This window comes from Arthrobacter sp. efr-133-TYG-120, assembly GCF_030209785.1.
Classification (GTDB): Bacteria; Actinomycetota; Actinomycetes; order Actinomycetales; family Micrococcaceae; genus Arthrobacter.
The window spans coordinates 11,600-27,325 of sequence record NZ_JARVRI010000028.1; the positions used below are offsets into that span (position 1 = coordinate 11,600).

Below are 15,726 nucleotides of genomic sequence, written 5' to 3' on the forward strand. Positions count from 1 at the left end.
TGCTGGTTGCACGTACTGCCGCAGGAGCGATGGCCGGTGCCGTGGGCACCACGCCGTTCTCGCCGCTATGACGGACTGGCGAGATCGCAAAAATTTACTACTGAAAGGCGACCCCTTGTTGGATAAGATTTTCGACTATTTCTCAGAGGTCGAGCTACCAGCTCCTAATCTCAGTGTCGTGGAGGTGGAGGACCTGTGCGTGGAGTATTTCGACGTTGAGGTCGATGCGATCTCGCTGGGCAGTCAGCAGGATCAGAACTTCCGTTTGTTCAGGCGCGGGTCCTCACAGGTCCTGGGCGTCCTTAAGCTTAGCAACCCGGTCTTCAGCCAGGCGGAGATCGAAATGCAGGACGCCGCCGCCGCCATTGTCGCCGACCAGCAGAGCACACTGCGCATACCTCGCGTGGCGGTCGGTCCGCACGGTCCGATGTCCGCCTGGTGGGACTCGTCCCAAGGACGCATTCACGGCCGGGTGATCGAGAACATTTCCGGCAGCACGCTCATGGGGTCGAGATATCTCTCCCCCAATGTCGTGGCGCGCATGGGTGAACTCGCCGGGAGAGTTAGCGTCTCGCTGGCTGACTTCTCCCATGCGGCGAGCGACCGCATTCTTCAATGGGATCTGCGGCACGCTCGTCGTGTCATCGACACCCTCCTCCCCGTTGAACCCGATGCGCAGGTTCGCAACCTTGTCACGGCTGCGACGGACTGCGCCTTCAGGGTGCTGGATCCAATCGCCCCGCGATTACGCACCCAAGTCGGCCACTTCGATGTCACGGACGACAACATCCTGTGCCCCGACGGGGCCTCGTTGCCCGATGCCGTCATCGACTTCGGGGACGTGATGGCCTCCTGGACGGTCGCCGAGATCGCAGTGACGGTCTCGTCGGTTCTCCACCACGACGGCGCCACCCCTTATAGCGTCTTGCCCGCGATACGTGCGTTCCATGCCCTTCGCCCGCTCGATGAAGAGGAAATCGACGCGCTGTGGGCACTAGTGACGCTTCGCGGAGCCGTCCTCGTCCTCAGCGGACGGCAGCAGGTCCGACTGGACGAGGAGAACACCTACGCCGATGACGCGCTCGACCGGGAATACCGCATCCTCAAAAGTGCAGCGTCGGTGCCTTCCGAGATAATGGCCGTGACAATCCGACGGGCTCTTGGTCTTAACGTCCCTTCGCCTCGGGAATGGCCGGGGTCTCCTCTCCTACCTGCGTTTGAGAAACCGGTGAAACTCGACGGGGGCACCGTATCCTCCGTAAACGACAGCGGGGCTTGGATGCGGGCGGAGGCGTTGGAAGAAGCAGCCCTATCGGAGCTCGATTCTGGGGCTGACGTGGTGTTCCTGCCCGCATGGCAGCCATTACTGGCCGGAGCTCCTTTGCGGACACCTTCCACCCCACTCACTGTGCCGACTGCAACGACGATTTGGCTGGCCCAGGAAACGCCCCTTGCGTCAGGCACTGACGTGACAGCCCACACCGGAGCCCTTATTGTTACCTCCGCGGGCGAGACGCTGACACTCTCGTTCCCGGGCGTTATGGAGGGCACAGATGTGTTACCTCCGCGCACACGCATCTTGGTGCAGCGGGCCACACCCGAAGCCCTTGACGCTCCCGCGATGGTCAGCGTCGAAATGGCGGATGGCTGGCGGTTAGTAATGGGCGACCCCGCCCCTGCCCTCGGGCTACCCAGCTCAAGCTCCCCTACTGCGGACGATTCCCTCGAACGCAGGCAACGGGTGCTCGCCGAAGTACAGGAGCACTACTACGCCCGCCCCCCGCAGATTGAGCGGGGGTGGAGGGAATTCCTCATCGACACTGACGGCCGCGTATACCTTGACATGGTCAACAACGTTGCGTCTGTTGGCCATGCCCACCCCCGCGTGGTTGAAGCGGCGACGCGTCAGATGCGTTTACTCAACACTAATTCCCGTTTCCACTACAAGGCCATCGCCGATTACGCGGAGCGGATCGCGTCGACACTGCCCGAAGGGCTCGACACTGTGTTCTTCGTCAACTCCGGGTCAGAAGCCACCGACCTCGCAATCCGACTAGCCATGGCCTGCACTGGCCGCCCTGACATCGTTGCGATGCGGGAGGCCTATCATGGATGGACATTCGCCAGCGACGCAGTCTCTACGTCTGTGGCGGACAACCCGAACGCTTTGACCACCAGACCCAAATGGGTGCACACGGTGGCCGCGGCGAATTCCTACCGCGGCGATCACCGTGGAGCGGATGCATCACTCTACGCGCCAGAAGCGGTTGACGTCATCGAAACCCTAGCCGCGGAGGGTCGGCCACCGGCAGGCATTATCTGCGAACCATATTTCGGCAACGCCGGTGGGGTCGCCCTCCCCGATGGGTACCTCAAGCAAGTGTACGCAGCGATTCGCTCACATGGCGGCCTCGCCATAGCCGACGAGGTTCAGGTGGGCTATGGACGCCTGGGCGAGTGGTTCTGGGGTTTCCAGCAGCAGGGCGTGGTTCCCGACATCGTGGCCGTCGCGAAATCCATCGGCGCCGGGCAGCCAATCGGAGCGGTAATCACCCGCAGAGAGATCGCCGATCGATACCGCACCCAGGGATACTTCTTCTCCTCGACGGGTGGCTCTCCGGTTTCGTCAGCCATAGGGATTGCTGTGCTCGACGTAATTCAGGAGGAGAACCTCCAGGAGAACGCCCGGGTGGTCGGCTCGCATCTGAAACACCGTTTGGAGGCTCTCGGCGAAATGTATCCCCTTGTCGGCAAGGCACACGGATCGGGGTTGTACCTCGGACTCGAGATGGTCCGCGACCGGACGAGCCTGGAACCTGCCACAGAGGAAACCGCCGGGATCTGTGACCGCTTGCTCGAGCTCGGCGTGATAATGCAGCCCACGGGCGACTACCTGAACGTGCTGAAAATCAAGCCCCCGCTGTGCGTGTCCCGGCAGTCAGTGGACTACTTCGTGGATGCGCTCGAGCGGGTGCTGGCAACGGGATGGTGATCCATGCATACGGTCAGCGCATGAACTGGAGTAAGCAGGCCCGGCGCGCGAAGAAGTGTGGGGGCGACGCGACCCTGGGTGGCTTGATCGCTGCGTTACTCCTCATTTCCAGGATTTCGGTCCGCACTGAGAAGGCCGGCGCCAGTTGCCTGTCTCTTGAAATTAACCAGGCGGCGATCGCATGATGTCCCGCCCCTTTCCCACAGAAAGCACTCCGTTGCCTCGCACCCTTTACACCAACGCCACCGTCTTCACCGCCGACGGCTTCCTAGCCGACGCCTTCGTGGTCGATGGGTTCCGCTTCCTTCACGTAGGGAAGGAAGCCGATGCACGTATGGCGGCAGGAGGCGGTGTCGCTGAAGTGGATCTCGGTGGCGGCTTTGTCCTTCCCGGATTCATTGACGCCCACACGCACCTTTTGATGATGGGGCAGGCCACGCAAAAGGTCCCGTTGCGGGAGGCTACCGACCTTGCTGATCTTCAGCGCCGCCTTCAGGAGGCAGCCGACAGCACCGGCGCCCGACGAATCCTGGGGGCCGGGTGGCTCTACGGTTCCCTGGGCGGCAAACAACCCACCCGGGAACTGCTGGATGAAGCCATACCCGATCGCCCCGTCTACCTGGACGCCAACGACCTGCATTCGGTATGGGTCAACACCGCAGCCCTGGCGGAACTGGGAATTGATGACAACACCCCCGACCCTATCGGCGGCCGCATCGGCCGAAACCCGTTAACCGGGAAAGCCGACGGGATGCTCTATGAGACTGCGGCGCAGCAGATCGTCTGGCCCGCCCTCGCCGCGTACGCCAGCGACGGGGACCGGGATGCCCAGTTAGAGGACGCCTTTACCAACTATCTCGCCGTCGGAGTCACGGGAGCAGTGGACATGGCGGTCCAGGACGATGACCTTGCAGCCTTCCGACGTGCCCTGGCACGGCACAGCAACACCCTTCCCATCAGGGTCAAGGGGCACGTCCTGGTGTCCCGCCACGAATTCGAGGACCAAAACCTCGCCCAGGTGCAGAAAGCTGTCCAACTGGCCGCCGAGCTGAACAGCGATTGGCTACAGATCTGCGGAATCAAACTGGTCGTTGACGGCGTCATCGACAGCTGCACAGCCGCCATGAAGGAGCCCTACGCGGACGGCAGCTCCTGCGAACCCATCTGGGACCGGAAATCCCTGACCCCCGTCGTGGCCGCCGCCGACGCAGCCGGCCTCCAGATAGCAATGCACGCCATCGGCGACGAGGCATCCGACATAGCCCTGGACGCCCTGGAGGAGGCATATCGGCGCAACGGTCCCAGAGAACGCAGACACCGCATCGAACACCTCGAAACTGTGACCGAAGACAACGTCAAGCGCCTTGCCGCGCTCGGCGTGGTGGCCTCGATGCAGCCCGTCCACGCCGATCCCGCGATCCAGGAAAACTGGCAAAGCGTGCTGGGAGACCAATGCACCGAAAGGGCATACCCGTGGACCGAATTCACCGCAGCCGGCGCGACTTTGGTCCTCAGTACCGACGCGCCCACCGCCCCGCATCAGCCGTTGCCCAACATGTACGTCGCATCAACCCGGCTCTCGGCCTTGGACCCCACCCTCGAAGCCAACCTGCCCGGATATGCCTTGGAACTCGCCGACGCACTCCGCCACGCCACCCGTGACGCCGCGTTCTCCTGCCGCGCAGAGGACCGGCAGGGCCGCATCGCTGCTGGCTATCTGGCAGACTTCACCGTCCTAGACAGCAACCCGCTGACCGCTGAGCCTGCGCAACTGCTGGCAAACCAGGCCAGTATGACCGTCGTTGGGGGCAAGGTGGCCTTTCCCGCCGTCACCACCACAGCTCCACGCGACGGGCACGCCCTCAGCCAGCCCACCTGACGCAACACCCCCAGCCAGACCAGAAAGACTCGCAACCCATGGAACACGCTCCGACTACCACCCCCTTCCGAACTCATGTTGTCCCGGAAGGGCACATGCCCGCCGAATGGGCGGCCCACCAGCGGACATGGATGGCATTCCCGCCACCCAATGCCACGTTCGGGCCCGGGGGAAGCCCCAGCCTGGACAGAGCCCGCGCCGCCTGGTCCAAGGTTGCCCGCACCATCGCACGGTATGAACCCGTCACAGTCATCGCCGATCCTCGTGACACCGATGCCGCAAGACGATGGCTCGGCGAGGGGATTACGGTGGCGGAAATACCCCTGGACGATGCCTGGCTAAGGGACAGCGGACCCACGTTTACCCAGGGGCGCGACGGTTCGATTGCCGCCGTCGACTGGATCTTCAATGGCTGGGGCGCCCAATCCTGGGCTGCCTGGGGCAAGGACCGACATGTGGCACGTGCCGTGTCCCTAGCGGGAGGGGCTCCAATACGACCAAGCTCCCTGGTCAACGAGGGCGGCGGATTTCACGTGGACGGCGAAGGAACCGTCCTGCTGACCGAAACGGTGCAACTGGACCCTGGCCGCAATCCGGGCGCCACCAAGGAGTCGGTGGAAGCCGAGATCCATGCGGCACTGGGAACCAGCAAAGCCATCTGGCTCCCGCGTGGGCTCACCCGTGACTACGAGGATTTTGGCACGCGCGGGCACGTGGACATCGTCGCTGCTTTCGCGGGCCCCGGCACCGTCCTGCTTCACCGACAGGACGACCCCTCCCACCCCGACTATGAGGTCTACCAGGAACTCCACCCCATCCTCGCCTGCGGGACCGACGCGCAAGGCCGTCCCCTGCGGGTCATCGACGTGCCTGCCCCTACTGTCATCAAAGACGACGAGGGGTTCGTGGACTGGTCCTACATAAACCATTACGTGGCCAACGATGTGGTGGTGTTGTGCAGCTTCGATGACCCGAACGACACCATCGCGGCCGGAATCCTGGAACGTGCGTATCCCGGAAGGGCGGTGGAACTGGTGGACGCCCGGGACATCTTCGCCTTTGGCGGAGGCATCCACTGCATCACCCAGCAGCAACCGGCGGCAGCCGGCACGGGGGGCCTGGCAGAATGAGTCGTGGAAGCGACTATTCAACAGTTGCGCGAGGCACTGGACACTGGCGAGGTGTCCAGCAAAGAACTCGTACTCCTGTACGAGGAGCGGATTGAGACGTACGACAAGGCCGGGGAGGAGCCGAAAAGGAAGCTGCTCCTGGGTGTCCCGTCTCACCTAAAGTGACCCAATCTCACTACAGATGATGCATTTGGCCGATCTGTCTCATTTTAGTGCGACCACCGGTCTCAAAATCCGCGTATTTCCGGGGATTTCGGATCAACCGCACATGCCGCGATTCTGCGATCTGGGTCAACTAAAGTGAGACAAAACAGCGAAATTCGCGTCACGCAAGGTGACGCAATCCGCGAGATTCCGGGGTTTTCGTGGGTCAACTTAGATGAGACGGGACACTGGGTATCAGGACCCGGGCCTTTTCGCCGCAAACGCCGGTAATCAGAACTGGTCAGCTGGAAGTAAATAGACCAAACCGGGCCGCGCGCGGGCTGAAGGGCAAATCCGATCCGCTGGACGCCTACCAAGCCGTTCAATCAGTACTCGACGGCCGGACCAAATCAGTTCCCAAGGCCAAAGACGGTCCCGTTGAATGCCTGCGAATACTGCGTGCACGACGCACGGTAGAGGAGTCCGCCACGGGACCCACTCTCATAGCTCCTTATAAAAGGAGCCAGCACGAGGCTCGACCGTGTTTTCCCGTTTGGATCGTAGTTCCTTCCACTCTGGAGACGTTCGTCCCGGTGGCCTGGAACTATGCCTGGCCAAGGTGAACGATTCCCGTTGCCAGGGCCGGACGGTTGTCAACAACTACTTCACCGTCAACAACGGTCAAGATGACTGGAGTCTGGGCGAACTCATCCGGCGCTGTTGTCAGTGGATTGTGCCGGACCACCGTCAGATCGGCGCGGGCCCCCTCCTCTACGATTCCGCCTTCTTCGCCAACTGACCGCCAGTATTGGCTCGTGTAGCCTTCGAGCGCGGCACGCGCGGACAGTGCCTGCTGCGGCTGCACGGGCTCGACCTCCGGCCTCCCTGCTGGGCGGCGTGTCTGGGCTGAGGCGATGATCGCCCGCGGGTCGAAGGGGGCGATGGGCCAGTCCGAACCGAGGGCAACGATGGCTCCGGCGTCGCGGAGGTCGCGGGTCCGCCATGCATGGTTGGCCCGTTCAGTGCCGAGTCTGCGGGACCAGTTGTCGGTGTGGTCGGCTCGGCTGTAGAGAGAGCAGTGCGTCGGCTGGAGGCTCGTTGCGGCGCCAGCACTGATAATTTCCGCCAAGACCGAATCCGGGATGGACTCGATGTGCTCAATCCGGTGGACCGTGCCGTTCTTGGGAAGGTCTCCGATGGTCCGCGCGACAAAGGAGACGGCTTTGTCACCAATGGCGTGCGTGGTGGTGGGGATCCGGTGTTCGTGGAAGAACTTCATGGCTGCTGCCAGAGACTCAGGATCGTGCCAGAGCGGATGGAGGGATTCTCCGAGGGTGTCTGGCTCAAAGAGCCAGGCCGTTCCGTTGTCGATGGTGCCATCCATCATGAGCTTGATGCCGTGAACGTGCCAGCGCCTGCCGTGCCGGCCCTGCATCGCGAGCACGGCCCGCAGATCCTCCTCGGTGGCACCGGGCATGACCCACGGGGAAATCCGCAGCCGAATGCCGAGATCGCCCCGGAGCTCGAGGGCCTCCAGCACCTCAAAGGTCTCGGGGACGCCGAAGTCCAGCATGTGGCCCGCTACCAGCCCGGACTCGGCCATGGAACGCAGGAGTTTGTCGAGTCCGTCGACGCGTTGCTCGAAGGAGAGCTGGGGAAGGATGCTGCGGACGAGATCCTGGGCGGCCATTTCGTAGAGCATGCCGTTCGGCTTGCCGTGCTGGTCGACGCCGACGTAGCCGGTACTCGGCAGCTCTTCCGTCCCGGTGATGCCGGCGAGCTTGAGGGCGGCGTCGGAGACGAGTGCGGCGTGGCCGTCGAACAGGGTGATGAACGCGAGTTCGTCGTCGAGGATGCCGTCGAAGAGGGAGTTGTTGAAGCTTGCATCCCCGAAGATGACCGGGTCGAGCCCCCAGGCGAACAACCACTCGGAACCAACGGTGTGAGCCGTGGAAGCGGCGTGTTCCGCAAGGGCGGCGCGGACGGCGTCGAGCTCGGTGAGTCCCTTGAGGTCAAGGCCACGTGCGATGTCCGCCCCGGCGATGGGGTGGATGTGGGCGTCAATCAGGCCGGGGCAGACTGTCGCATCGCCGACGTCGATCACCTGTATAGCTCGCGCGGTCCATTCCTTGGCTGCGTCGGCTGGGCCGACGAGGACGATGCGGCCATCGGAGACCGCGACGAAGCCGGCCCTCTCCGAGAGCTCCTCACCGTAGAGGATGCTGGACGAGAGGATGACGAGATCGATGGGCTCGGGCGTAGTCAAGATATAACTCCTGGTTGTATTCGGGTGTTCGACGCCCGCCCGGGAAGGATCAGGCGTCGTTGATGGCGGCCCGCAATCCTGCCGAGAGGACATCGGCGAGGAAGCTGAAGCGGTCCACGGGGTACTCTGCTACGGCTCTCTGTGCCGCGAACAGGTGGGGGTAGGTGCCTTGATCCTCTTCCTTGATGCTCCAAGCGGATTCCATGGTCACTGCGTCGAGGCTCGCGCCGATCGCGGCGCTGTCAAGGGTTTCCAAAACGGGAAGGATGAGGTGCCTCGGCGCCCCGGCGAACTCAAACGCTTCGGCAAACCGGTCGTAGGCCTCCAAGGCTGCCGGGTGTGACACCGGCTGCGTGAGCAGGAGGGGAAGGAGCGCCGGTGCCAGGCTGTAGGCCGTTCGGAGGGCGTCGAAGGTCTGGCGGATGACCTCGTCAAGGCTGCCGGACGTCAGCTGGGGCATCGGAGCCCTCTCCACCAGGGCGCCACGGGCCAGTTCGATGATCTCCTGCCGACCCGTAACGTGCTTGTAGAAAGACGACTGCCGGACACCGAGACGTTCCGCGAGCCTCGGGATTGACAGGCTCTCTTCCTCTTCGAACATCTCAAGCGCCGCGCGGCCGATTGCCTTCCGTGAGAGCCTCGGTGTCCGTGGCCGTCCTAGCTGCCTGGTTTTGCTGGGAGTCTGCATCTCTCAAGACTATGCTCCTGATTCATTCTCCTTTGCCCTCTCCTATGCGCTGGTAAATGTCCGGCCGGACGCGGCGGAGGATGAGAGCTGTGACGACGCCGATGACAAAGGTGCTCGGGAAGACCAGGATGAGGATCGTATTAAGGGCGCCGCCGGCCGGTGAGCCGGTCATCAGTTCGAGGTTGCTCAGCATGAGGAATGAGACCGCGGACATGACGAGGGTGGCGATAATGGCCGACGGAATTACGTACCACTTGAGTGTCTTGTCCTTTTGGCGGATAAAGAACACCACCACGCCGATGCTGGTCAGGGCCTGCAGGAAGAGCACGCCGAGTACTCCGGGGGTGTTCATCCAGATCAGGAACTGGGTGAAGGGATCCAGCTGGAATGCCGCGAACACAACCACACAAGCGATGGCGAGTACGGACTGGACAATTCCCGCGGCCGACGGCGTGCGGTAGCGGGGGTTGATCGTGCCGGCCCACGTCGGGAAGACCCCTTCCCTGCTCAAGGACAGCGTGTAGCGGTTGATGGTGTTGTGGAATGCCAATTGAGCGGCGAAGATACTCGTTACGATCAGCACACTCATGAGGTTCACACACCACTCGCCCGCGAAGTTGCCCGCCACGATGTAAGCGGTGTCCCCGGCGTCCAGGTGGCCTGCGGCGAACTCCTGGACAACGGTCGGGCCGAAGGCCTGGACAATGATCCATACGGCGAAGGCGTAGAACGCGCCGATGAAGGCGATGGAGATGTAGGTGGCACGCGGGACGCTCCGGTCGGGGTCCCGGGCCTCCTCGCGGTACAGGGCTCCGGATTCAAAACCCATGAAGGCAGAGAAACCGAGGGCCAGGACCGCGGCGAACTGCGGGGAGACGATGGCCTCCGGGCTGAACGATTCAAAGCCGATGCCGTGTGCGCCGCCCTGGGCCAGGACGAACGCGGCGACGATGCCAACGATCGCGGTTTCTAGGGTGAGCAGGACAGCGACCACCTTTGCGCCGACGTCGATCCCGCGCCAGCCCAGGTACCAAACGGCCCCGATCGCCACGATCCCGTAGAGCCACCATGGAAGTTCCACGCCGGTCAAGGACTTCACGGCGAGGTTGGCCTGGATTCCCAGCAGTCCATAAAGGCCGATCTGTAGGCCGTTGTAGCTCATCCATGCGGTGAGGCCTGAGCCGAGGCCGACGACACGGCCGAGGGTTTTCGAGATGTAGCCGTAAAAGCCGCTGTATGAGTTGACGTGACGGGTCAGGGCCATGAAGCCGATGGCGAAGAGAGCCAGGCTTAACGCCGCGACGACGTAGATGGCCGGGGCGCCGACCCCTCCCACTGCGAGGGCGAGCGGGGCAATGCCCACAACGATGGTCAGCGGTGCCGCAGCTGACACGAGCATGAACACGATATCGCGTGTTCCAATTGCGTTCTTTTTTAGTCCGCCGTCAACGCTGACGGTCGTGGACGGCATGGGTGCCGTCGTTTTATTAGTGAAAGCCATTCTCTTATTGTGGGGGCCGTCACATGCATGCGTCAAGAGCAGGGGTTTTGGCGGCCCGCATTGTGGCGCCTAAACAAGCGATCCTCCTTCGCCCTTGGCGGATTCAAATGCATGAGGTCGCCACATTCTGATAGAAACTTGCAGTCCTTCGTGCTCCGATGGACTCACGAGTGACGGAGTTACAAGGCCGAACACCGCGGCTGCCTCCAGAACCAAAACCCGAGCCATCAGACAACTCGAATCCCTGCAACGGACCGGATAACCCAGCCCGACGTCACTGACCCACCAGATATTCCAGACACCGGGACAATGTCACCGCAATTTTCATGTCAGAGCATGGGCGCGGAAAAGGGAACAGGGGTTGTTGCGCAGGCTTCATTTTTCCCACAACGCTTTGCAAAGGAGTTCCTTGAGGGCTGACGCTTCCTGCGGTTGAAGAGCGGCCAGGACCAGACGCTCAGCCTCCCGGGCGGCGGGCTGCGCGGCTGCGAAGAGCCTGGCCCCCTCCGGGGTCGCCGTGACAATCTTGGCACGGCGGTCGCGCTTCCCAGGAGAACGGCAAAGCAGGCCCCGAGACTCGAGTTCATCGACCAGGGCTACGATCTGGCTGGGGTCAAGGCTCAGAAAATCTGCCATTTCCCGCTGGGTGGGTTCCAAGTCGCTGGTTGCGAGGGCAAGCACGGAGTATGAGCGCTCCTTGAGCGAAAACTCCGCCAGCGCCCGATTATTCAAAGACGACCCAGTCGTGTGCAGCTTCGCGAGCAGGAACCCCAGGTCCCGACTGATTGGTGCGGATGCCAGCCTAGCGGCCGGCCCATTCTCTAATTGGTCCCGTGTCTCGACCGTCATAACCAACTCCAGTAAGATCAGGATCGTTGACTTTTTCAACCATCTATATTTTCATGGATAATGAACAGCATCCCACGCCCTATAGCAGGATGCACACGGGCAGCTAGCAAAAGGAGCAGCGATGAGCTTGTCGGGAAAAGTAGCTATCGTCACCGGAAGCGGCCAAGGCCTCGGGCTCGCTTACGCCAAGGAACTGGCACGGCAAGGTGCCGCCGTCATTATCAATGACGTCAATGCAATAAGCGCCGCCGATGCTGTGAGTGAGATAAGGGCCGAAGGAGGTCGGGCGTCAGCAGTTGTCGCACCGGTCGGCACGACCGAGGCTGCGAAAGCGCTCGTAGCCGGCGCTCTTTCCGAGTTCGGGCGGCTGGACATCCTCGTCACCAATGCGGGCATCTTGCGGGACAAGAGCCTGTTGAAGATGACTGATGAGGATTTCGACCTGGTGATAAGTGTTCATCTGCGTGGCACGTTCACCTGTGTCCGGGAAGCTTTCGCCTACTTCAAGGAAAACGCGATTGCCGGCCGGATCATCACCATCGGCTCCCCCACCGGGCAGCGCGGCAACTTCGGACAGACCAACTACGCCGCAGCCAAGGCCGGAATCGTAGGCATGGTCCGCACCTGGTCCCTGGAAATGAAAAAGGCCGGCGTCACCGCCAACACGGTGGTACCGGTGGCGGCCACCGCAATGACGAAGACCGTTCCATACTTCCAGAAGGCCGTTGAAGCGGACGAACGCGGCGAGGTTATGCCAGCCTTTTTCCGCCACGACCTCGGTTTTGGAACCGCCAGTGACGTCTCCGGGCTGATTGCCTTCCTCGCATCAGATGCCGCCTCAGGAATCACCGGCCAGGTAATCGGCGTCGGAGGAGACCGCCTGCAGATTTGGACCCACCCCGAAGCCGCGGCAACGGGATACCGCGAAGATGGCTGGAGTTACCAGGACCTCGTGGAAAACTTCACTCCCCTTTTCGGCGACAAACTTCGAAGCGTCGGTGAAGAGTTCCTCCCGCTTCCCGAAGACCTCAGGCCCGAACCTGTCGAAGCTCGCTGACGTGAGCGGCTTGAGATACGAACTTGGCATTAATGTCGCGGTGCTGGACGCGATTGACATGCACGTCCACCTCGAGGTGGACCGCCACGGCCACGAGTCCCTGCCGCCGGCCCTGACGGAGGCGTCTGCGAAGTACTTCAAAGCCGAGGACCGCACGCCTTCCCTGGACCGCATTGCCGAGATCTACCGCGGGCTGAACATGGCCGCCGTCGTCTTTACCGTGGACGCCCGCACCCAGCTCAAAAACGAACCGAACAGCATCCCCGACCTGATCGCCGGCGCCGCCCGGAACAACGACGTCCTGATCCCGTTCGGCAGTGTGGACCCGCGCACCGGCACCGACGCCATCCAGGGCGCGAAGCACCAGGCCGTCGATTTGGGTGCCCGCGGTTTCAAGTTCCACCCCTCACTGCAGGGCTTCGACCCCTCCCGCGAGCAGTTCTACCCGCTCTGGGAGACCCTCCAGGAACTCGGCCTGCCCGCGATCTTCCACACCGGCCAGAACGGCATGGGCGCAGGGCTTCCCGGCGGGTACGGCATAAAGCTGGGCTATTCCAACCCGCTGCTGCTCGATGCCGTTGCCGCCGATTTCCCTGGTCTTCAGATCATCATGGCGCACCCGTCGGTACCGTGGCAGGACGAGGCGAACTCCATCGCCACGCACAAGGCCAACGTGTTCATCGACCTCTCAGGCTGGTCCCCGAGGTACTTCCCGGAGTCGTTGGTCCGCATGTCCAACTCGGTGCTGCAGGACAAGGTTCTGTTCGGCACGGATTTCCCGCTCATCACCCCGCAGAAGTGGCTCGGAGCGTTCGCTGACCTCCCGCTCAAGGACGAGGTCCGGCCCAAGATCCTCAAGCACAACGCAGTCCGCCTGCTCGGCTTGGACAGCCCCACAGGCTAACCGCACGTTTACCCCAGCCCGCAAACCAAATATCCAGGAGCCAAAGATGCCCAATCTCGTTGTCGATTTCGACAAACTGCTCACCCTCGCCGGCACTGACCTCGGCGTCACTGAATACATTGAAATTACGCAGGAACAGATCAACAAATTCGCTGATGCCACCGGCGATGACCAGTGGATCCACGTGGACCCCGAACGCGCCAAGGACGGCCCGTTCGGCGCCACCATAGCGCACGGCTTCCTCACGCTTTCGCTCATCATCCCGTTCTGGGGGGAGCTGTTCGACGTCGACGGCGTCACCACCAAGGTCAACTATGGACTGGACAAGGTCCGTTTCACCTCCCCTGTGAAGGTGGGCTCGCGCATCCGCATGCAGGCCACCATCGCCGAGGTCACCGAGGTCAAGGGCGGCGCCCAGATCAAGGTCGCCAACGCCATCGAAATCGAAGGCCAGGAACGCCCCGCCGTCGTGGCAGAATTCCTGGCACGGTTCTACAAGTAATCCACCCTCCCTACTTCGAAGAAAGGAGACCCCTGTGGAGAACTTCGGCATCGGCTCCTGGCTGCAGCGTCGCCGCCTCAAATCCGGTAACAAGACCGCTCTGGTCACCGGCAACCGGGAACTGAGCTATATAGAGTTCGCGGACGCAAGCGTCCGCCTGGCCAACTCGCTCCGGGACCGCGGAGTAGCCAAGGGCGAACGGGTGGCATACCTGGGCGAAAACCACCCCGCCTTCCTCCAAACCCTCTTCGCGGCAGGCCTGCTCGGGGCCATCTTCGTACCCCTCAATACGCGCCTGGCACCCCCTGAGATCCAGTTCCAGCTCCAGGACTGCGGAGCGCGGATCCTCATCCATTCCCAGAGCTTGGATGTTCTTGCGACGCGCGGTTCTGACGGCACACCGCTGACGGGGCGAATCGTCGTCGACGACGTCAGTGAGGGCACTGCCGCGCCTTCGGAGAACGTCGCGGGCCAAGGCACGATTGCCGTGGAGGACTTCGAAACGGTGCTCGCTGCAGGCTCGGACCAGTTCGTGGACGTCAGTGTGGGGCTGGACGACGGCGCCATGATCCTCTACACGTCCGGCACCACCGGACGGCCCAAAGGGGCCTTGCTCACCCATGGGAACGTCGTGTGGAACTGCATGAACGTGATCGTGGACTTCGATTTTACCTCCACGGATGTAGCCCTGATGATTTCCCCGATGTTCCACGTGGCCTCCCTGAACATGGGGGTGCTGCCAACGCTGCTCAAGGGTGGCACGGTGGTCCTGGAAGCCAAATTCGATGCCCGGCGGACCCTTCACCTTATTGAAAAGCACCGGACCACCACCATCAGTGGAGTACCAACCACCTATCAAATGCTCTGCGAGCATGCGGACTGGGTGGCCACGGACCTGGGCTCACTGAAGAAGCTGACGTGCGGTGGTTCCGCCGTGCCCATGAGGGTCCTGGAAGCCTACGAGGAACGTGGACTGCATTTCTCTAACGGCTACGGAATGACCGAGACTGCCCCGGGAGCGACGACACTTCCGGCGGACCGTTCGCGGGAAAAAGCGGGGTCGTCAGGGTTGCCGCACTTCTTCACCGATGTGCGGATTGCTGACTTCGACGGCAGCGAGGCGCCGCCGGAAACTGTGGGAGAAATACACATTAAGGGCCCGAACGTCATCGGCCAGTACTGGAACAGGCCCGATGCCATGGATCAGGCCATTACGGCTGACGGTTGGTTCAGGTCCGGGGACATGGGATACAAGGACACTGACGGCTTTGTCTTCATCTCGGACAGACTCAAGGACATGATCATCTCCGGCGGCGAAAACATCTACCCCGCGGAAGTGGAGCAAGCCATCACCGATCTCCAGGCCGTGGCCAGCGTCGCGGTGATCGGCGTACTGGACGAGAAGTGGGGCGAAGTCCCGCGGGCAGTGATTCTGCTTCGCGAAGGCGCGCAGCTGACCGAGGACGAAGTCCGTACACACTTGGCCGGCCGGCTGGCGCGCTACAAGATCCCTAAGTCCTTCGCATTTGTCAGCGAGATGCCCCGGACGGCCAGCGGCAAGATCCGCAAGGCAGACCTACGAGCCCAGCTCACTAACCTGAGGGACCACTGACCGCAACCCAAATGATGAAAGGTGAATGCGCTAAGAAGCACCAGCAGACCTACTGAAATTATCTGACGTACTCGTCTAAACAGACACAAAGCGCCTCCTTCAGATCCCATCAGCTTGAACTACACGGCTCCGGCCGATTTACATTATTGAGTGGTTCTTTCGAACCGGCCGGCGAAGGTAATCGCGAACGCGTTCAGCGCAG

At 62.2% G+C, this 15,726-nt stretch carries 12 protein-coding genes; 8 read left to right on the top strand and 4 right to left on the bottom strand.

Annotation, left to right across the window (positions count from 1 at the left end; all coding sequences use genetic code 11):
• Positions 1 to 115 precede the first annotated feature (115 nt).
• The 4 genes from QRN51_RS16410 (at position 116) to QRN51_RS16425 (ending at position 6,166) form a co-directional block, all read left to right on the top strand.
• Positions 116 to 2,992, top strand: a complete 2,877-nt coding sequence (locus QRN51_RS16410) for an aminotransferase (RefSeq protein ID WP_284990912.1) — start codon at positions 116 to 118, stop codon at positions 2,990 to 2,992.
• Positions 2,993 to 3,209: 217 nt separating this feature from the next.
• Positions 3,210 to 4,871, top strand: coding sequence for an amidohydrolase (locus QRN51_RS16415; RefSeq protein WP_350224996.1), 1,662 nt, complete (start codon positions 3,210 to 3,212; stop codon positions 4,869 to 4,871).
• Between the two features lie 38 nt (positions 4,872 to 4,909).
• On the top strand, positions 4,910 to 6,001 hold the full coding sequence (locus QRN51_RS16420) for an agmatine deiminase family protein (protein ID WP_284990913.1): 1,092 nt from the start codon (positions 4,910 to 4,912) through the stop codon (positions 5,999 to 6,001).
• Between the two features lie 3 nt (positions 6,002 to 6,004).
• On the top strand, positions 6,005 to 6,166 hold the full coding sequence (locus tag QRN51_RS16425) for a hypothetical protein (RefSeq protein WP_284990914.1): 162 nt from the start codon (positions 6,005 to 6,007) through the stop codon (positions 6,164 to 6,166).
• 583 nt (positions 6,167 to 6,749) lie between these two features.
• On the opposite strand, the gene QRN51_RS16430 is transcribed toward QRN51_RS16425, so the two are convergent.
• The 4 genes from QRN51_RS16430 to QRN51_RS16445 form a co-directional block, all read right to left on the bottom strand.
• Complete coding sequence (locus tag QRN51_RS16430) at positions 6,750 to 8,411, bottom strand: amidohydrolase (protein WP_284990915.1); 1,662 nt, start codon at positions 8,409 to 8,411, stop codon at positions 6,750 to 6,752.
• 49 nt (positions 8,412 to 8,460) lie between these two features.
• Positions 8,461 to 9,099, bottom strand: coding sequence for a TetR/AcrR family transcriptional regulator (locus tag QRN51_RS16435; protein ID WP_284990916.1), 639 nt, complete (start codon positions 9,097 to 9,099; stop codon positions 8,461 to 8,463).
• Between the two features lie 22 nt (positions 9,100 to 9,121).
• A complete protein-coding gene (locus tag QRN51_RS16440) occupies positions 9,122 to 10,600 on the bottom strand; it encodes an APC family permease (protein ID WP_284990917.1) in 1,479 nt (492 codons plus the stop codon).
• Positions 10,601 to 10,975: 375 nt separating this feature from the next.
• Positions 10,976 to 11,281 carry a MarR family winged helix-turn-helix transcriptional regulator gene (locus QRN51_RS16445; protein ID WP_284990918.1) on the bottom strand — a complete coding sequence of 102 codons (306 nt, stop codon included), beginning with the start codon at positions 11,279 to 11,281 and terminating at the stop codon, positions 10,976 to 10,978.
• Between the two features lie 289 nt (positions 11,282 to 11,570).
• Here QRN51_RS16445 and QRN51_RS16450 point away from each other — a divergent pair, with 289 nt between their 5' ends.
• From QRN51_RS16450 to menE, 4 genes are read left to right on the top strand one after another with little or no spacing between them, the layout of a single operon-like run.
• Entirely contained in the window at positions 11,571 to 12,506 is a 936-nt protein-coding gene (locus QRN51_RS16450) for an SDR family NAD(P)-dependent oxidoreductase (RefSeq protein WP_284990919.1), read from the top strand.
• Between the two features lie 58 nt (positions 12,507 to 12,564).
• Entirely contained in the window at positions 12,565 to 13,410 is an 846-nt protein-coding gene (locus QRN51_RS16455) for an amidohydrolase family protein (RefSeq protein ID WP_284990923.1), read from the top strand.
• A 46-nt stretch (positions 13,411 to 13,456) separates the two neighbouring features.
• Positions 13,457 to 13,912 carry a MaoC family dehydratase gene (locus tag QRN51_RS16460; protein WP_284990920.1) on the top strand — a complete coding sequence of 152 codons (456 nt, stop codon included), beginning with the start codon at positions 13,457 to 13,459 and terminating at the stop codon, positions 13,910 to 13,912.
• 34 nt (positions 13,913 to 13,946) lie between these two features.
• Positions 13,947 to 15,524, top strand: coding sequence for an o-succinylbenzoate--CoA ligase (menE, locus tag QRN51_RS16465; protein ID WP_284990921.1), 1,578 nt, complete (start codon positions 13,947 to 13,949; stop codon positions 15,522 to 15,524).
• The last annotated feature ends 202 nt before the right edge of the window (positions 15,525 to 15,726 follow it).